The organism is Pseudomonas oryzagri, from assembly GCF_020831405.1.
GTDB classification, from domain to species: Bacteria; Pseudomonadota; Gammaproteobacteria; order Pseudomonadales; family Pseudomonadaceae; genus Geopseudomonas; species Geopseudomonas oryzagri.
In genome coordinates this window covers 1-17,944 of record NZ_JAJHPU010000045.1, presented here as the reverse complement: position 1 = coordinate 17,944, position 17,944 = coordinate 1, and the positions used below count along the sequence as shown (strand labels likewise).

Genomic DNA, 17,944 nt, shown 5'->3' with positions numbered 1-17,944 from the left:
CGGCCTCCCGCACAGGCTGACGACGCCGGGCCCCTCTGACGGTCGCACCCCGCCATGTCGGTGTCACCGACTGCACCCATGCGGCAGGGAGGGGCCATGCGCACGCTGCAGGCCATTCTCGACACCGAGCTGCTCGGCACCGCCACCGGCCTGTGGCTCGGCTTCTTCCTGCTGGTCAGCGGCCTGCTGGCCTTCGACCTCGGCGTGCTGCATCGCCAGCGGCGGGAGATCGGCATCGCGGAAAGCCTGTGGCTGTCCGCCGGGTATATCAGCGTCGCCCTGATGTTCGGCGTCTGGGTCTGGTCCCAGATGGGGGCCGACCGTGCGCTGGAGTTCTATACCGGCTTTCTGATCGAAAAGTCGCTATCGCTGGACAATATCTTCCTGATGGCGGCGATCTTCGGCTTTCTCGGCATCCCGCGCTGTTACCAGCACCAGGTGCTGTTCTGGGGCATTCTCGGCGTGATCGTGCTGCGCGCGCTGATGATCGGCCTGGGCGCGGCGTTGATCCACAGCTTCGCCTGGATCCTCCAGCTGTTCGGCCTGTTCCTGCTCGGCACCGGCGTGCGCATGTTGCGCAGCTCGCCCGACGACGCCCCGGACCTGGCGCGCAACGCGGTACAGCGCTTCCTGCGCCAGCGCCTGCGGGTCACCGACGAGCTGCATGGCGCGCATTTCTTCGTCCATCTGCCGGATGCCAACGGCCAGCCACAGCGCCAGGCCACGCCGCTGCTGCTCGCCCTGGTGATGATCGAGCTGACCGACCTGCTGTTCGCGGTGGACAGCATCCCGGCGATCTTCGCCATCACCCAGGACACCTTCATCGTCTACACCTCGAACATCTTCGCGGTCCTCGGCCTGCGCGCCCTGTACTTCGCCCTGGCGGCGATGCTGCACCGTTTCGTCTACCTCAAATACGCCCTGGCCCTGGTGCTGGTGTTCATCGGCGCGAAGATCTTCCTCGCCGGGATCCTCGGGCCGATCCCGGCGGCGCTGTCGCTGGGCGTCACCTTCGCCCTGCTCGCCGGCGGGGTGCTGTACTCCCTGTACAGGACCCGCCAGCGCCCGGGCTGAGCCCCGCCCGCCGGCGCAGGCAAAGGCCGGCGCTTGGGGTACACTGCGCGCCCCTGCAATCACCCGAGGAGTCTCCGATGGCCGTCGCCATGGCTCGCCACATCCTGGTCAAGACGATCGGCGAAGCCGAGCAGCTCAAGCAACGCCTGGCCAAGGGCGAGGACTTCGCCACCCTGGCCCGCCGCCATTCGTTCTGCCCCTCGCGCAAGCGCGGCGGCGACCTCGGCGAAATCCGCCCGGGGCAGATGGTCAAGCCGTTCGAGAACGTGGTGTTCCGCAAGCCGCTGAACCAGGTCCACGGTCCGCTGCGCACCCAGTTCGGCTGGCACCTGGTGCTGGTCTATTTCCGCCGCTGAAACTCCGCCGCTGAAACGCAAATGCCGGAGTCGACTGGCGTCGACTCCGGCATCGTTGGTCTTCGAGTGGCCAGGCTTCAGACCTGCGGCAGCTCCTCTTCCTCTTCCATGGTCGGCTCCAGGCTCCAGGTCGAGGTGTCGTCGGCCTTGGCCTGGCCGTTCTCGCCATCGCGATGCAGCTTGAGCTTGAGTCGCACGTTGTTCGCCGAGTCGGCGTTCTTCACCGCCTCTTCTTCGTCGATCGCCCCTTCGTGGACCAGGTCGATCAACGCCTGGTCGAAGGTCTGCATGCCCAGGGGTCGCGACTTCTCCATGACCTCCTTGATCAGGTTGAAGTCGCCACGCTTGACCAGGTCGCGGATGGTCGCGGTGCCCAGCAGGATTTCCACCGCGGCCCGACGCTTGCCGTCGACGGTCTTGATCAGGCGCTGGGAAACGAAGGCCTTGATGTTGTTGCCGAGGTCGTTGAGCAGCTGCGGGCGACGCTCCTCGGGGAAGAAGTTGATGATGCGGTCCAGCGCCTGGTTGGCGTTGTTGGCGTGCAGGGTGGAAATCGCCAGGTGGCCGGTCTCGGAGAAGGCCAGGGCGTGCTCCATGGTCTCGCGGTCGCGAATCTCGCCGATCAGGATGACGTCCGGCGCCTGACGCAGGGTGTTCTTCAACGCGGCGTGGAAGCTGCGGGTATCCACGCCCACCTCGCGCTGGTTGATGATCGACTTCTTGTGCTTGTGCACGTACTCCACCGGGTCTTCGATGGTGATGATGTGCCCGCTGTGGGTGCGGTTGCGGTGGTCAATCAACGCAGCCAGCGAGGTGGACTTGCCCGAGCCGGTGCCGCCGACGAACAGCACCAGGCCGCGCTTTTCCAGGATCACGTCGAGCAGCACCGGCGGCAGCTTGAGGTCCTCGAAACGCGGGATATCCAGCTTGATGTTTCGCGCGACGATGGAGACCTCGTTGCGCTGTTTGAAGATGTTGATCCGGAAGCGACCGATGTTGTTCAGCGAGATCGCCAGGTTCATCTCCAGATCGCGCTCGAAATCCGCCCGCTGCTCGGGATCCATCAGTTCCTGGGCGATTTTCGCCACATCGCCCGGCTGCAGCACGTCCTTGCTCAGGGCGCGCAGCACGCCGTTGAACTTGGCGCAGGGCGGTGCTCCGGTGGAGAGGTAGAGGTCCGACCCGTCCTGGCTAGCCAGGATGCGCAGCATTGCTGTGATGTCCATGAGATAACCGCCGTAACCTATTGATCTGAAAACGCCATCATACTGCACCATTCGTGCCGGATCGTCACAGCCTGCGTGAAGATTGCGAATCGGCGCCAGCTACGGGCTGCCGCAGGTGACGTAAAACGCTACAATCTCCTCCTTTTTGCGCCCCCGCGCCCTCAGCCTGCAGGACAGACTCGTGATTTCCACCGCCAATATCACCATGCAGTTCGGCGCCAAGCCGCTGTTCGAGAACGTTTCCGTGAAGTTCGGTAACGGCAACCGCTACGGCCTGATCGGCGCCAATGGTTGCGGCAAGTCGACCTTCATGAAGATCCTCGGCGGCGATCTGGAGCCGTCCGCCGGCCAGGTGATGCTCGAGCCCAACGTGCGCCTCGGCAAGCTGCGCCAGGACCAGTTCGCCTACGAGGACATGACCGTGATCGACACGGTGATCATGGGCCACGAGGAGCTGTGGAACATCAAGGCCGAGCGCGACCGCATCTACAGCCTGCCGGAGATGACCGAGGACGACGGCATGAAGGTCGCCGACCTCGAGGTGCAGTTCGCCGAGATGGACGGCTACACCGCCGAGTCGCGTGCCGGCGAGCTGCTGCTCGGCGTGGGCATCCCGCTGGACCAGCACTTCGGCCCGATGAGCGCCGTGGCGCCCGGCTGGAAGCTGCGCGTGCTGCTGGCCCAGGCGCTGTTCTCCAATCCGGACGTACTGCTGCTCGACGAGCCGACCAACCACCTGGACATCAACACCATCCGCTGGCTGGAAGGCGTGCTCACCGCGCGCAACTCCACCATGATCATCATTTCCCACGACCGTCACTTTCTGAACAGCGTGTGCACCCACATGGCTGACCTGGACTACGGCGAGCTGCGCCTGTTCCCGGGCAACTACGACGAGTACATGACCGCGGCGACCCAGGCCCGCGAGCGCCTGCTGGCCGACAACGCCAAGAAGAAGGCGCAGATCGCCGAACTGCAGACCTTCGTCAGCCGCTTCTCGGCCAACGCCTCCAAGGCCAAGCAGGCCACCAGCCGCGCCAGGCAGATCGACAAGATCCAGCTGGAAGAGGTCAAGCCGTCCAGCCGCGTCAGCCCGTTCATCCGCTTCGAGCAGACCAAGAAGCTGCACCGCCAGGCGGTGACCCTCGAGCACGTCAGCCAGGGCTTCGACGGCACCGCGCTGTTCAAGAACCTGAACCTGCAGATCGAGGCCGGCGAGCGCGTGGCCATCATCGGCCCCAACGGCATCGGCAAGACCACCCTGCTGCGCACCCTGGTCGGCGAGATGGCGCCGATGGCCGGCGAAGTGAAGTGGACCGAGAGCGCCGACGTCGGCTACTTCGCCCAGGACCACGCCGACGACTTCGCCGACGATGTCACCCTGTTCGACTGGATGGGCCAGTGGACCCAGGGCGGCGAACAGCTGGTGCGCGGCACCCTCGGTCGCATGCTGTTTTCCAACGACGAGATCAAGAAGTCGGTGAAGGTGATCTCCGGTGGCGAGCAGGGCCGCATGCTGTTCGGCAAGCTGATCCTTAAGAAGCCCAACGTGCTGGTGATGGACGAGCCGACCAACCACCTCGACATGGAATCCATCGAGGCGCTCAACCTGGCGCTGGAGAACTATCCGGGCACGCTGATCTTCGTCAGCCACGACCGCGAGTTCGTCTCCTCGCTGGCCACCCGCATCATCGAGCTGTCGGAAAACGGCGTGACCGACTTCAGCGGCACCTACGACGACTACCTGCGCAGCCAGGGCGTCGCTGCCTGAAACCGCGCCGCCCGCTCGGGCGGCACTTGCCGGTGATTGCAAGGGGCGCCATGCGCCCCTTGTGCATTAAAGGAAGGCGGCCAGCTGCGGCAGCAATTGCCGGATGAAGCGTCCGCCCAGCAGCAGCCAGTCGATCCAGAACGCCTGGTGCAACCCGACGATTGCCCAGAACACCAGCTGATACGAAACCTTGCGCGTCTTGTGGCGGAACGCCTGCTGCGCCAGCAGCGCGCCGGGCCAGCCGCCGAGCAACTCGACGGCATGCAGGGAGCTTTCCGGCGTCCGCCAGCGCCCGGTCTCGGCACTGTTCTTGTCCGCCTGGTACTGAAAGAAGCTGATCATGCTGAGCAGCCCATAGCCGATCAGCGGCCAGGCGAAGCCCGAGACCTGCAACATCCGCCAGCCGCCGGCCAAGGGCAGAGCACAGAGCCCGGCGAACAGCGCCAGCTTGAGCGGCAGATTGCGTATGGCGGGTGAACCGGCCCGCTCCCGGCGCGCTTGCGGCTCGGCACTGGCGGCCACTGGCCGGGGCTTGCGGCGGATGGTGGGACGATCGAGGCTCAGTTCGTCGAAGCGCATGTGCCTTGCCCGCAATCGTCCCTGCGCGTCCCGCTCGGCGACATACACCAGCGTATCGCCGGGCGCAGGCCTACGTTCGCCGCGCATTGCCGAGATATGGGCGAACAGCTGCTCGCCGCCCTTCTCCGGCTGGATGAAGCCGAATCCCTTGTCGTCGTTCCAGCTTTTCAATACGCCGCGCTGTTCCATGGCCTTGTCCCGCGCGCGTCAGCCCTGCGCGGTGCTCCAGTCGATCATGCCCATCTGCCAGGTGGCGAGGATCAGCAGGCCGAAACCGATGCGATACCAGGCGAACACCGCGTAGCTGTGGGTGGCGATGAACTTGAGCAGCGCGCGCACGGCCAGCATGGCGAAGATGAAGGAGGTCACGAAGCCCAGGGCGAACACCGGCAGGTCGCCGCCGCTCTCGAACAGCGCACGGTGCTTGTAGCCCGAGTACACGGCGGCGCCGACCATGGTCGGCATGGCGAGGAAGAACGAGAACTCGGTGGCCGCCTTGCGCGACAGGCCGAAGATCAGGCCGCCGATGATGGTCGAGGCCGAGCGCGAGGTGCCGGGAATCATCGCCAGGCACTGCGCGCAGCCGATCTTCAGGGCGTGCTTCCAGCTCATGTCGTCCACCGCATGCACCTCGATGGCATGCTGGCGCTTCTCGGCCCACAGCATGACCAGGCCGCCGATCACCAGCGCGCTGGCCACGGTGATGGGGTTGAACAGCCAGTGCTCGATCAGGTCGGCGAAGGCCACGCCGAGAATCACCGCCGGGAAGAAGGCGATCAGCAGGTTGATGGTGAACTTCTGCGCCGCGCGCTCGCGCGGCAGGCCGAGCACCACGTCGAAGATCCGCTGGCGGAACTGCCAGACCACGGCGAGGATCGCACCGAGCTGGATGATGATGTTGAACGCCTTGGCGCGGTCGCCGCCGAAGCCGAGCAGGTCGGCCACGATGATCTGGTGACCGGTGCTGGAGATCGGCAGGAACTCGGTCAGTCCCTCGACGATGCCCAGAATCAGCGCCTGAATGGCGGTCCACAATTCCATGAAATCACTCCCGTCACGCGCGCCATGCGCGCCTTTATGCCCTTCGAACTCGTGCCAGCCCGACCCCGGGCGGCCGGCCGGCATCCTATCAGAGCCGACAGTCGGCTGCAGGTCCCGCGGCAAAGCGTCTTGATCGGGATCAGCCACGCATACCGCTGCTTCCTTGGGTGCACAAAGGAACGACTTTGATCGCAAATCTGGCGAAGACGGCTGGTGAAATATCATTTTGATTGCGCATACTCCCTGCCGTCCGCCCCTCCCGATCCGTACGGTACCGGGACGAGACGCCCCCCACTGCCCAGCTGTAACGAGTGCACGCATGAGCTTCCAGGAAGTCGACCTGAGCAATAAGCCGAACCCGGACCTGATCTGGGATCTGGATCAACTGGAGAAGCGGGATCTGGCGGAGCGCTTCATCCGCCTGTTCGAGAACCGACTATGCGTCTACTCCGAATCGGTGAGCCAGCTGTACACCAACTACGGCCTGCACTTCCCGACCGAGATCGGTCGCAAGATGGTGGTGCTGCCCAACCCCTACGCCTTCCATGACACCCTGAACCACATCTCGCCCCTTTCGGTGCGCAAGACCGGTCTGTGCGTGCTGCCCGGGCAATTCCAGAACCACAAGGGCCTGCTGCTGGCCCGCCTGGGTCCCAAGGGCGAGCTGCTCCAGGCCCGCCCGTTCAAGGGCGCCCTGGCCCAGATCATCAGCAAGTTGAAGGAAAGCGGCGACGTGTTCCTGCCGGTGCTGGTCAAGGGCGACCTGCGCGAGTTCGATCAGCGCATGCCCTATCTGCACCTGCACCGCCTGCAGCTGACCCAATTGCCACACCTGTCGGCGTTCGAGCGCAACGACCTGCAGCAGACGGTGACCCGCAAGCTGCTGATGCTGTACCGCCAGGCCGACCAGCTGACCTGCTAGTGCCTTGCAACGCAGTTTCGGCGCCTTGGGCGCCGAAATCGCCCCGGTGAAGCCATCAGGCAAGCCACCTCGCTCAGCCCACCACCACTCCGACCCAGGCGACCAGCAGGCTGAGGACCACAGCGACGGTCAGCGGCTTGCGCAGGGGCCGGTACCAGATCGGCGCCAACCCCAGGCGCACCGCGCGCAGATCGGCCATGTCCATGCCGATGAAGGCCAGCACGAACAGCGGAATGGCCAGGGCCGCCGGCAGGCCGAAGGACGCCAGCGACACCACCGCCCAGCCGAGCAGCGGCGGAATCACCGACCAGCCCAACTGCATCTGCGCACGCACGTCGTCCTGTTCGCCGCGCATCGCCAGCCCCCAGTGGATCGCCCCCAGGAAGGCGAGGATCACCGCCGAATAGCTGAGCAGCGAGGCCACCACCAGCGGCTGCCAGCCGCCCGGGATTACCCAGACGCTCAGTGCCGCGCTCATGAACGGGATGAGGCCGCACAGACCGAGCAGCCGGGCCAGATGCGGTGGACGGGTATCGGTGAAGGGGCGCATGTTTTCTCCTTGCGTCCGGCGCATGGCGTTCCTGCGGTGTTGCATCGATGAGTAGGTGTTGCATGCATGATACAGAGCGCGGCCTTTAAATACTTCGCTCGCGCTGTTTCACGGCTGTTTCGCGGGTGGCGTGTCTCAGGCGTGCTACAGCCCCGTTTGCCCTGCAAGCCGCGGATTTGCTGCTCCAGTCACCGAACAACTCCGTTCATGTGTCTTACGGATTTGACAGTTTCCAGGGCGGGCAACTCTTCAAAAACTGCAACGTATTGATTTAATTGAAATATAAAAAGTTGGCACGGCTCCTGCGATAGACCCGCCACGCAACCAGGTCTGCATTACGCAGGAACCGCCGCCATGGATCGAAACGCTTCAACGTTCGCTCGCACGCTGTCGTTCATCTTGCTGGTATCGCTGGGTTACGGAATGGCCCCCGCCTCCCGGGCGGACGATGGGATCATCGTCCTGACCCGTCCGGTCCAACCCCAGACCGCTACCCGCCCGGTCCTCGCACCCGCCCCCAACCCACGTACGGCGAACGCCAACACCTCCCCGGCCGTCGATCGCGCCGTGAACACCTTCGAGCTGAGCGACAGCGACTTCGCCCGGGTCACCAGCGGATCGGGGCTGCAACGCCAGATCCTGCCCGACGGCCAGCTTCCCGGCCTGGGGACTTCCGGCGCGAGCGCGGCTCAGGGCCTGCCGGGCATGAGCGCCGGGCGTGCGGGCAGTGCCGGATCCGGCATTTCCAACCAGGTCAATCGCAGCCTCCAGCAAGGCCTGGCGCCCCTGAAAATGCTCTCGGGAGATCGCTGACATGCATCGCATCAGTCTGCTCGCCGTGCTGAGCGCGCCCCTGCTGGCCCTGGCCGAACCCGCACTGGTCGAGAACCAGGCGCTGATCACCAACAGCGGCGCCAGCTACCAGGGCGCGCTGTCGGTCAACCAGGCGGCCGGCAGCCAACAGCAACAGATCAACGGGCGCGCCCTGGCGATTGGCGCGAGCGCCAGTGCCACCACCCGGTTTCGCCAGTACCAGGAACTGAACGGTGTCGACAAATCCTTGAACGCGCAGGCACGCATTGGCGGCAGCGCCTTCAGCAGCGGTTCCGGAGTTCTGGGCGTCAATCAGTCGGCAGGCGCCGGCACTCAACAGATCAATTCATTTCGAGTGAGCATCAGTTCTGCGGCGCAAAGCGTGGATGACAGCATCCTTGCGCAACAGGTCGTGGTGTCTTCGAAGAACTCAGGTGCAGATGAATCTGGCCCGGGTGAGCGTGCCGTCGCCATCGACAGGCAGGCTTTCGCCGGGAGCGGTGGTGTAGTTCAGCTGAACCAGAGTGCTGGGGTGGGCAACAGGACGGCGAACACCGTCAGCATCAGGGTAATGGAATGACGCGTTACCCGATGCATGCCCAACGTGTGCTGCATATATGCAAGGAGAACCACCATGAAAGTATCAACGACCCTGAAACCGCTAGTGTTCGCCATTGCTGCGGCAATGGCGCTCGCGGTCCAGGCCCAAAACGGGGACGATGACGATCCCTTGCTGGATCGCCGGGCTGGCGATGCTACCGCATCGGTTAGCCGCGACCAGTACGTGGGCGGCGACAACACCGTGTCCAACGAGGGCACGGAGAACACCGTCGAGCTTTCCGACTCCCTCGAGGGCAACGACGGCAACGTCGGCGCCAACTTCGCAGCCGGGAGCCTGAACCAGCAGGGCAACGATGTGGTAATCGCTACCGCCGACGAGGACTTCGTCTTCGGCACGGCAACCGCCGCGATCACCATCGACCAGGACAACGACGGTAGCGTGGCCCAGGTTTCCAATGTCAATGGCATCGATGCCAGCGGTTTTGGCAACGACGCATCCGGCAACGTCGGCCTCAACATGGCCGCCGGCGACCTCAATCAACAGGGGAACGCTCTGGCGATCGCCACGGCCCGGGGCTGGGAAGTCAGCGCCGAGGGTGGTGGCGAACAGAACATGAGCGGCAACACGGTCGACAACCGTGCCACCAGTGCCGTTTATGAGACGACCACCGAAACCACCAGGGACTCCAGCAGAAATTACACACTGGACGACTCGGGCGACTCGACCTACAACGCAAGCACTGCGACCGAGTCTGCAAGCGACTCGTCGAGCAGCACCACGGCCTCGGCCAGCGCCAGCTACGACTCGTCGAGGTCCTCGTCGAAGACCTACAGCGCGTCGCTGGACAAGTCGGTTACCGTGGACAAGTCCCACAGCTCTTCCTCGGAGTCGAGCGCTAGCCTGGATATCGATGCCAGTGCCAGCGCCAGTCTCGACACCAGCACCTTCAGCGGCGTCGATCGGGACGACGACAGCGTCGAGCGCACTTCCAGCAGCAGCCTCGATGCCGAGCTCGATGTCGGCGTCACCGTCGATGCCTCGAGGAGTTCGGCCCGCGAGTCGTCAAGCTCCCTCGACGTCACCGCGAACGTAGACAAGGAGTCCAGCTCGACGCGCGACGAGTCCCGCGAGTGGAGCGCCGACTTCTCCTCCGACACCAGCACCAGCGAGGAGGCCAGCGCCTCTGCCAGCGAAGACACCAGCGAGAGCCGCACCGCCAACCGGGATATCGAGGAGGTGGAAAATACCAGCCTGGCAACCAGCGTGACCTTGACGGAGGGCTATACCTTCCTCACCCCGGTGACCAACACCGTCAGCCTGTCTGACGCACTCAACGGCGCCAGCGGCAACATGGGTGTCAACATCGCTGCCGGCACCAGCAACCAGCAGATGAACACCATGAGTATCGCTGTGGGCTGCGATGCCTGCAGTGAATAACCCATAGTCGCCATCCAACGGGAGCCCTGCCCAGCAGGGCTCCCCCTCCTGGTCGAGAGAGTGCCTGCCATGCGCCTGGCCATCTTCTGTTTGCTGTGCTGCGCGAGCGGCGTCCTGTCAGCCGCGCAAACCCCCTTTGCCGTACTGCCGGGAGGCACGCTTGCATTCAAGCAGGTCGAGAGCATCCGCGAACGGCGCTTCAGCAATCTGGTCGAGCAGAAAACCGACTTCAGTTGTGGCGCGGCCGCCCTGGCCACCATCCTGCGCCAGGCCTATCGCCTGGATGTAGACGAGACGTTCGTGATCAACGGCATGCTGATCGGCGCCGATCACGAGCTGGTCCGCAACCAGGGCTTTTCCATGCTCGACATGAAGCGCTACATCGAGAGCCTGGGCATGCGCGCCCGCGGCTATCGGGTGTCTGCCGAGGGGCTCGCCCGACTCAAGGTGCCGGTCATCGTTCTGCAGGAGGTGCGCGGCTACAAGCACTTCGTGGTCCTGCAGAGAACGGGAAACGGCTACGCCTATATCGGCGACCCGGTTCTCGGCCACAAACGCTACCCCCTCGAAGAATTCACCAACGGCTGGAACGGCATCGTGTTCGCCGTGATCGGCCCCGAGTACGACCGGACCAATGCCCTGCTCAGCCCTCCCGAGCCCCTGACGGCCAGGAATCGGCTGAACGGCTTCCATCCGGTCAAGGACGCCGAGCTGATGGAGCATGGCTTCATCCAGAGCGACTTCTTCTGACAGCGACTACTCCAGGCCAGCTGCAAGGGCCTGGACAGAAAGCCTGCGGAGGTCCACATGAAACTTCAGGTACTGCTGGTGGCCTGCTGCCTCGCCGCCGGTATTCCGGCGCACGCCAGCGACCCGCTCCAGCCCATCGAGGTAAGCGACGAGGAGCTTGCGCAGCTGCGCGGCCGCTTCGTCATGCCGGGGCTCATCGTCCATTTCGGCGTAACCATGAGCAGCCAATGGGAGAATGCCCAGGGTCAGGTCCTCGGCGGCCGGGTCGGCATGCAAATGAGCGAAGGCATGTTCGAGCCCCAATTCACCGCCTCGATCGTGACCCGCCAGGGCGAGCAGCCCCCGCCGGCCGCCGGTAACGGCCAGGTCATCGGCGGCGAAGGACTGGCGCTGGTCGATGGCGTGAGCCAGAGCGTTCGCGCGGCGGGCGACTTCAACCGCGCCAGCAACGACCTCACCATCACCGTCCGTCGGGGGGAGGCCGCGTCGGCGACGAACGGCGGAGGGCAACCCCTCACCGGCGCCATCGAAAGCATGACCAGTGCCGGCAGCGTGCGCATCAGCCCCAGCGGCGGCGGCCTGCAGATCGCGATCCAGGCGGCGGGCCAGGGCTCTAGCGTGCAGAACCTGGGCAACGGCGGCCTGCAGCAGCACACCAATATCGGTGGCTCGCGCAACGCCGTGAGCAACGTGACCGCGCTTGAGGTGGTGCTGCGCGAGCGCAGCCTGAGCAGCGACCAGGTACAGATCAACCTGGGCCAGGTGGGTGCCCTACGACCCGCAGGGTATTGAACTATTCTGACCCCGTATTCGAAAAGACAGGGACTGCCCCATGCCACGCTCTCGCTCGCTGTCCATTGCCCTGGGGATCGCTGCCTTGCTGCCGGCCCCCTTCCTGCAGGCGGCCACCGACGAAGAACTCGCCGCACTGCAGCAGGAACTGCGCGAATTGCGCCAGCGCTACGAAGCGCAGCAGAAGGCCCTGATGGTGCTGGAGCAGCGGGTGCGCGAGGTGGAGGCGCAACCCGCCACTCCCCAGCCCCAGCGCCTCGCCCGCTCCCCCGCCGCGCCTGCGACAGCCACCTCGAAAGGCGCGAGCGGCTACGGCGAAAGCCTGCGCGAGGACAACACGCCGTCGCGCAGTGTCGAGGACATCTACGACAAGGCCAGCGGCTTCTTCGGCGAAGGCAGGTTCAGCGTGGAAACCGGCCTGACCTACAGCCACTACGATACCCGGCAGATGTTCCTCAACGGCTTCCTCGCCCTGGATGCCATCTTCCTGGGCAATATCGGCGTCGACCAGATCGAGTCCGACAACTTCACCCTCGACCTGACCGGCCGCTACAACGTGGGCAACCGCTGGCAGTTCGACCTCAACGCGCCGATCAACTATCGCGAAACCACCTACGAGTCGGCCGGCGCCGGGGGCTCCACCTCGCAGATTTCCTCGGAAACCGTCGACCGCGAACCGACCCTCGGCGATGTCAGCGCCGGGGTGGCCTACAAGTTCCATGACGAAAGCCCCGGCTGGCCGGATGCGGTGTTCAGCCTGCGGGTCAAGGCGCCCACCGGCCAGGAGCCCTACGGCATCAAGCTGGTCCCCTCGGCGGAGAACGACAACCTCACCGTGCCCGAGGAGCTGCCCACCGGCAACGGCGTGTGGTCGATCACGCCGGGCATCTCGCTGGTCAAGACCGTCGATCCGGCCGTCCTCTTCGGCAACCTGTCCTATACCCACAACCTCGAGGAATCCTTCGACGACATCAGCGCCCAGCAGGGAACCAAGCTCGGCGGCAAGGTCAAGCTCGGCGACTGGTTCCAGTACGGCCTGGGCACCGCCTTCGCCCTCAACGAGCGCATGAGCCTGTCCTTCTCCTACTCGCAGCTGATCAGCCAGAAAAGCCGCATCAAGCCCGACGGCAGCTCTTGGCAGACGGTCGCCAGCAGCGACGCCAACGCCGCCTATTTCAACATCGGCATGACCTTCGCGCTGAGCGACAAGCTGACCATGGTGCCCAACCTGTCGGTCGGCCTGACCCCGGACGCCCCGGATTTCTCCTTCAGCCTCAAGTTCCCCTACTACTTCTGAGGCCCGTACCGCCTGCCGGCCCGGGCCCGGCGGCAGGCCGGCGCGCGCATTCAACGGATGCCGTGCTTGTTGAGCAGGCGATAGAAGGTGGGACGCGAGACGCCAAGGGCCTTCGCCGCCCGGCTGAGATTCTGCGAGTACTGCAGCAGCACGTCGCTCAGGGCCTGCCGCTCGGCCTTGAGCTTGTAATCCTCGAGGCTGTAGTCGGTCCGCAGCGCCACATCCGTTCGCGCAAAGCCCAGATCCTCGGCCTCGATCAGCTGCCCCTCGGCCAGCACTAGGCCGCGCCGCACCCGATTGGCCAGCTCGCGCACGTTACCCGGCCAGTCGTGCTCGCACATCGTCCACAGCGCCGCTTCGCTGAACGGCCGCGGCCGCCGATTGACCTCGGGGGCGTACAGGCGGGCGAAGTGCCGGGCCAGCTCCGGCACATCGGCCAGGCGCTCGCGCAGCGGACTGGTGTACACCTGCAGGACGTTCAGACGGTAATAAAGATCCAGGCGGAAAGCGCCCCGCTCCACCGCCTGTTCCAGGTCGACGTGAGTGGCCGCCAGCACGCGGACGTTCACCCGGATCGGCTGGCTGCCGCCAACCCGCTCGATCTGCCCCTCCTGCAGGAAGCGCAGCAGGTTGGACTGCAGATCCAAGGGCAGATCGCCGATCTCGTCGAGAAACAGGGTGCCGCCATCCACCGCCTCGATCCGCCCGATCTTGCGCTGGTGGGCGCCGGTGAATGCGCCCTTCTCATGGCCGAAAAGCTCCGACTGGATCAAATGCTCGGGGATGGCACCGCAATTGATCGCCATGAACGGCTCGCTGGCGCGGCGCGACAGACGGTGCAACGCCTGGGCCACCAATTCCTTGCCGGTTCCGCTTTCGCCACGGATCAGCACCGGCGACTCGGTGGGCCCCAGCTTGGCGAGCAGCGTGCGCAGCTCGCACATCGCCGGCGTACTGCCCAGCAACTGGCCATCCTCGGCGCCGAGTCGCACGGGCCGGCGCAGCATGGCAATGCCCAGGGCATGGCCGAGAACGCCTTGCAACAGATCGAGATTGAGCGGCAGGGTGTGATAGTCGTGGAACCACTCGCCGATGAAGGGACCGAGGTTGCTGTTCAGCAGATCCCCCGGCGATACCACCGCGATCCACAGCGCGGGATGCCGGCCAACCAGTTGGCTCGGCGCCGTGAAGTCATCCCGATAAGGCCCGAGATGAATCAGGCCAACTTCCGCCGGCTGCTTGAATGCCTCGTCGAGCGTACTGACAACTACTTCCCAACCGGCCTGGCGAAGCCTGAAAACAAGCGAGGAGAATTCATCCGCGCAATCGACGACGAGCAACCGACGAAGCCTTTGAATGTGCATGTTCCATCCTGGTCATTCGCTAATACTCTCCAAGGAGACATTGGCGCTGCAGAAATGAAACTAGCAAAGGCGAGGCGGATAACTTAGATGGTTTCGTGATATGCGAAATTACCAAGGGAGGCGAGACTCCCCTGGTAATTCGTCGAACGAGGAGGAATATGCCTCAATAGTAGGCATTTTCCTTGTTGGTATGGTCGGTCACGTCGCGCACGCCCTTGAGCTCGGGGATGCGCTCCATGAGGGTCTTCTCGACGCCGTCCTTGAGGGTGGTGTCGACCATGCCGCAGCCCTGGCAGCCGCCGCCGAAGCGCAGGATGGCCACGCCGCCGTCGTCGATGTCGACCAGGCTGACCATGCCGCCGTGGCTGGCGAGGCCGGGGTTGATCTCGGTCTGCAGGTAGTAGTTGATGCGCTCGGTCAGCGGGCTATCCTCATTGACCATCGGCACCTTGGCGTTCGGTGCCTTGATGGTCAGCTGGCCACCCATGCGGTCGGTGGCGTAGTCGACCACGGCGTCCTCGAGGAAGGGCACGCTGACCGCGTCGAGCCAGGCGGTGAAGGCCTTCAGCGCCAGGGCGGTGTCCTCGGGCTTCTGCTCGTGCGGCTTGCAATAGGCGATGCAAGTCTCGGCGTACTGGGTGCCCGGCTGGGTGATGAACACGCGGATGCCGATGCCCGGGGTGTTCTGCTTCTCGAGCAGATCGGCCAGGTAGGCCTGGGCCGCTTCGGTGAAGGTGATGGCGCTCATGGGAACTCCTCGCAAAGATGGGCGCAGTGTACGCGATGCGTGGGCGCGGATAAAGTCCTAGCATTTTGGTAGGAATACCCCACCAAACTGACCCGATTCCTGCCCGAATGGTTCCGCGGCGCGCGGTGCTTCCCGCTCCTGGCGCGGAGCGCCGCGAGAGGGATCGCTACAGGTTCTGATAACGATTCATGTCCAGCACTCCCGCCTCCACCGGCTCGTGCTCGCGGATATGCGCGGCGAGGTCGTGGAACAGGCTCCAGAAGCGCGGGTCGCTGCGCCGCACGCCCCAGCGCTGCACGATGTGCTCGAAGTCGGCGGCGCTGCGCGCCTGCTGCAGCGAGGCGACGAAGGCGTTGACCTCGCCCTCGCGCAGGCTGAACAGGAAGTTCGGGTAGCTGGTCAGCACCTCCGGGTAGAGGGTCAGGGTGTCCTTCTCCGCCTGGTAGCGCAGCGACTCGCCGATCATGAACGCCACATTGCTGTGCGCGCGGTTGCGCAGCAGGCTGTACACCTCGCGGCCGCCGCCATCCAGCTCGACGCGCAGCAGCGTCGCCTCCGGCAGGAACTCGATGACCGGCAGCACCGCCAGCGGCCTGGCCGCCAAGCTGCTCAGGCGCTGGTCGATCTGCTGCACGTTGGTGCTGACGCCGGGCCGGTAGCAGCGCCATTCCGCGCAGCGGTTGAACGGGTCGGGCCGGGCGTTGAGGGTGCCGTAGCGCTCCAGCAGGCGGGCGGCGAAGGCGCCCTTGGCATCGCCCTCCGGCAGGTGCAGGCCGCTGGGCGTCTGCTGGTCGATGGCCGCGTAGTTCAGCCACAGCTTGAGCTTGCCGCTGTACTGATACCAGTCGTCGAGCAGCGCCTCGCGCTCTGCGGCCGGCATCAGGCGCAGGAAGTTCTGCTCGGCGCCGTTGCGGATCAGGTCGAAATACAGACGGGTCTGCGCCTGGTGGGAGACGTTGCCGAACACGTCGAAATTGACCACCAGGGCGTAGTAGGTGCGCTCCAGCAGCGGATAGTCCATCCACCACAGGGTCTGCGGCACCGCGCCGATCAGCCCCTTGCTGACCGAGGCGCTGTCGTGCTGGCGGAACACCGTCAGCAGCGCGTCGTCGTTGCCCGCCCAGATGTGCGACCAACTGGGCCGCGGCGCCTGGGCATAGGCGGCGCGGCGCTCCGCCGCATAGGCGTTGCGCTTGCTCAGGTAGGCACGCCAGAGCAGCGGCAGCTGCGCCAGGTCGTCGTGCAGCCCCGGTAGCGTCAGCAGCGGCGTCACCCGCTCGCGGTAGGCGGCATCGGTGACGTACAGATCGTGACCGGGATCCTGGAACAGCGTCCAGAACTGGTCGCGGATCACGTCGGTGGCGATCTGTCCGCGGCAGACCGGGCCGCGGATGAAGGTGCGCACGAAGTACTCCGCGTCGTCCAGCATGAACTGGTAGCGCGCCCGCGCCGGGATGGCGGCGAAGGTCTCGAACGGATTGGCGCGGCGTTGCGGACCGTAGCCGGGCAGCTCGTCCGCGGCCCAGTCGCCGGCGAAGAACAAGTCCTCGACCCGCTTGAGCTTGCGCGGGGTGAGCGCGTAGGTGATGTGGGTCTTGTGGACGATCACCCCCTGGATCGGCCGCAACCGGTAGAAGACGGCGGTGCCCGGATCGTCGTTGGGGCGCCGCGTGGCGATCACGTCCACCGGTTCGCCGCTAGGCCGGCGCGAGCGCACCAGTTCGAAGAACCGGCCGCTGGCGCCCTTGTCGAAGTACAGGTGGGCGAGGAACAGGTGCTCGTACAGCCAGCGCGCCACCAGTTGCTCGCGCGCGCCGGGACGGTTGAGCAGTGCCTCCCAGCTGGCGATCTGCGCCGCCTCGGAGGCATTGGCCTGCGGCGGCTGGCCATCCAGGGTCGCCCCCTCGGCCAGCCACTGGCGCAGGGTGGCGTACTCGTCGTCGGTGAGGCCGCTGACCGCGAAGGGCATGCCGGCGCCGGGATTCTTGGCGGCGAAGGCCTCGAACTGCTCGGGCTGCGGGCACTGGTTGGCCCGGTTGATGCCGATATCCAGATCCTCCGCCAGCTTCGCGCCCGGCAGCGGCGCATGCCGGCGCCCCAGCTCCAGCATGCGCGCCACCAGCGCGGCATCGCCGCCGCCAAGCACCGAATGGAAGCCGCGTGCGCGCCAGCCGGCCTCATCCCGCGCATCGACGAACAGCCGCGTGGTCGCTTGCGCCTGGGTACGCGCGCCGTTGTAGACCGATACCCTGGAGGCGCCGCGCTGGATGCCCTCGCCGCTGCCGAGATTGAGCTGGCAGGGCGCGTCGTAGCAGGCATGGCAGGCCACGCATTTCTGGGTGAGGATCGGCTGCACATCGCGGGTGAAGGACAACGGGGAAGCGGACAGCGACAGGCTGACCAGGGCGCTGGCCAGCAGCAGGAAGATGTTGAGCATGGGGCTGTCCGTGGCAGGGATGGATGATTCTACCCACTTGCCCGCTGGCGCGGGGCCAGTAGCGGCTCATGATCGTGCCCACGCTCCGCGTGGGCACGCATCGCCGGCCGCTCCCGCGGTCGATGGACGCAGAGCGTCCAGGGCCTCGGGCTCCCACGCGGAGCGCTCGGCGTTATACACAACCGCCATCCAGCGCTGATCGAGCTGCCAGAGCTGTCACAAATT

The 17,944-nt window shown here is 65.3% G+C and carries 17 protein-coding genes; 10 read left to right on the top strand and 7 right to left on the bottom strand.

From position 1 onward, the window contains the following. Positions 1-96: 96 nt before the first annotated feature. Both LMJ29_RS19890 and LMJ29_RS19885 read left to right on the top strand, forming a co-directional pair. The gene (locus LMJ29_RS19890) at positions 97-1,074 is read left to right on the top strand and encodes a TerC family protein (RefSeq protein ID WP_229607272.1); all 978 of its coding nucleotides are present in this window, start codon (positions 97-99) and stop codon (positions 1,072-1,074) included. A 77-nt stretch (positions 1,075-1,151) separates the two neighbouring features. Then, positions 1,152-1,430, top strand: coding sequence for a peptidylprolyl isomerase (locus tag LMJ29_RS19885; protein ID WP_229607271.1), 279 nt, complete (start codon positions 1,152-1,154; stop codon positions 1,428-1,430). Between the two features lie 77 nt (positions 1,431-1,507). On the opposite strand, the gene LMJ29_RS19880 is transcribed toward LMJ29_RS19885, so the two are convergent. Further along, entirely contained in the window at positions 1,508-2,656 is a 1,149-nt protein-coding gene (locus LMJ29_RS19880; protein WP_229607270.1) for a PilT/PilU family type 4a pilus ATPase, read from the bottom strand. Positions 2,657-2,837: 181 nt separating this feature from the next. Between LMJ29_RS19880 and LMJ29_RS19875 the strand changes: the two genes are divergently transcribed. Beyond that, positions 2,838-4,427: an ABC-F family ATPase gene (locus tag LMJ29_RS19875; RefSeq protein ID WP_229607269.1), complete on the top strand. Its 1,590-nt coding sequence runs from the start codon at positions 2,838-2,840 to the stop codon at positions 4,425-4,427. A 66-nt stretch (positions 4,428-4,493) separates the two neighbouring features. Here LMJ29_RS19875 and LMJ29_RS19870 read toward each other — a convergent pair whose 3' ends face one another. Next, positions 4,494-5,195, bottom strand: a complete 702-nt coding sequence (locus LMJ29_RS19870; RefSeq protein ID WP_229607268.1) for a DUF1294 domain-containing protein — start codon at positions 5,193-5,195, stop codon at positions 4,494-4,496. 18 nt (positions 5,196-5,213) lie between these two features. Further along, on the bottom strand, positions 5,214-6,047 hold the full coding sequence (locus LMJ29_RS19865; protein WP_229607267.1) for an undecaprenyl-diphosphate phosphatase: 834 nt from the start codon (positions 6,045-6,047) through the stop codon (positions 5,214-5,216). Positions 6,048-6,366: 319 nt separating this feature from the next. Here LMJ29_RS19865 and LMJ29_RS19860 point away from each other — a divergent pair, with 319 nt between their 5' ends. Further along, on the top strand, positions 6,367-6,969 hold the full coding sequence (locus tag LMJ29_RS19860) for a hypothetical protein (RefSeq protein WP_229607266.1): 603 nt from the start codon (positions 6,367-6,369) through the stop codon (positions 6,967-6,969). 73 nt (positions 6,970-7,042) lie between these two features. On the opposite strand, the gene LMJ29_RS19855 is transcribed toward LMJ29_RS19860, so the two are convergent. Continuing rightward, positions 7,043-7,519, bottom strand: coding sequence for a DUF3429 domain-containing protein (locus tag LMJ29_RS19855; protein ID WP_229607265.1), 477 nt, complete (start codon positions 7,517-7,519; stop codon positions 7,043-7,045). A gap of 354 nt (positions 7,520-7,873) precedes the next feature. Between LMJ29_RS19855 and LMJ29_RS19850 the strand changes: the two genes are divergently transcribed. The 6 genes from LMJ29_RS19850 to LMJ29_RS19825 all read left to right on the top strand — a co-directional run bounded on the left by LMJ29_RS19850 (position 7,874) and on the right by LMJ29_RS19825 (position 13,170). After that, a complete protein-coding gene (locus LMJ29_RS19850) occupies positions 7,874-8,332 on the top strand; it encodes a hypothetical protein (protein WP_229607264.1) in 459 nt (152 codons plus the stop codon). Between the two features lies 1 nt (position 8,333). Next, complete coding sequence (locus tag LMJ29_RS19845; protein WP_229607263.1) at positions 8,334-8,912, top strand: adhesin; 579 nt, start codon at positions 8,334-8,336, stop codon at positions 8,910-8,912. Positions 8,913-8,966: 54 nt separating this feature from the next. After that, positions 8,967-10,331, top strand: a complete 1,365-nt coding sequence (locus LMJ29_RS19840; protein ID WP_229607262.1) for a hypothetical protein — start codon at positions 8,967-8,969, stop codon at positions 10,329-10,331. A gap of 69 nt (positions 10,332-10,400) precedes the next feature. Continuing rightward, positions 10,401-11,081 (top strand): C39 family peptidase, encoded by a 681-nt coding sequence (locus LMJ29_RS19835; RefSeq protein WP_229607261.1) that lies wholly within the window; start codon positions 10,401-10,403, stop codon positions 11,079-11,081. Positions 11,082-11,138: 57 nt separating this feature from the next. Beyond that, the gene (locus tag LMJ29_RS19830; RefSeq protein ID WP_229607260.1) at positions 11,139-11,873 is read left to right on the top strand and encodes a hypothetical protein; all 735 of its coding nucleotides are present in this window, start codon (positions 11,139-11,141) and stop codon (positions 11,871-11,873) included. A gap of 40 nt (positions 11,874-11,913) precedes the next feature. After that, on the top strand, positions 11,914-13,170 hold the full coding sequence (locus LMJ29_RS19825; protein ID WP_229607259.1) for a hypothetical protein: 1,257 nt from the start codon (positions 11,914-11,916) through the stop codon (positions 13,168-13,170). 50 nt (positions 13,171-13,220) lie between these two features. Here LMJ29_RS19825 and LMJ29_RS19820 read toward each other — a convergent pair whose 3' ends face one another. The 3 genes from LMJ29_RS19820 to LMJ29_RS19810 form a co-directional block, all read right to left on the bottom strand. Beyond that, positions 13,221-14,534, bottom strand: a complete 1,314-nt coding sequence (locus tag LMJ29_RS19820; RefSeq protein WP_229607258.1) for a sigma-54 dependent transcriptional regulator — start codon at positions 14,532-14,534, stop codon at positions 13,221-13,223. 163 nt (positions 14,535-14,697) lie between these two features. Further along, positions 14,698-15,282: a Fe-S biogenesis protein NfuA gene (gene nfuA / locus LMJ29_RS19815; protein WP_229607257.1), complete on the bottom strand. Its 585-nt coding sequence runs from the start codon at positions 15,280-15,282 to the stop codon at positions 14,698-14,700. A 166-nt stretch (positions 15,283-15,448) separates the two neighbouring features. Next, a complete protein-coding gene (locus tag LMJ29_RS19810) occupies positions 15,449-17,719 on the bottom strand; it encodes a fatty acid cis/trans isomerase (protein WP_229607256.1) in 2,271 nt (756 codons plus the stop codon). Positions 17,720-17,944: the final 225 nt, after the last annotated feature.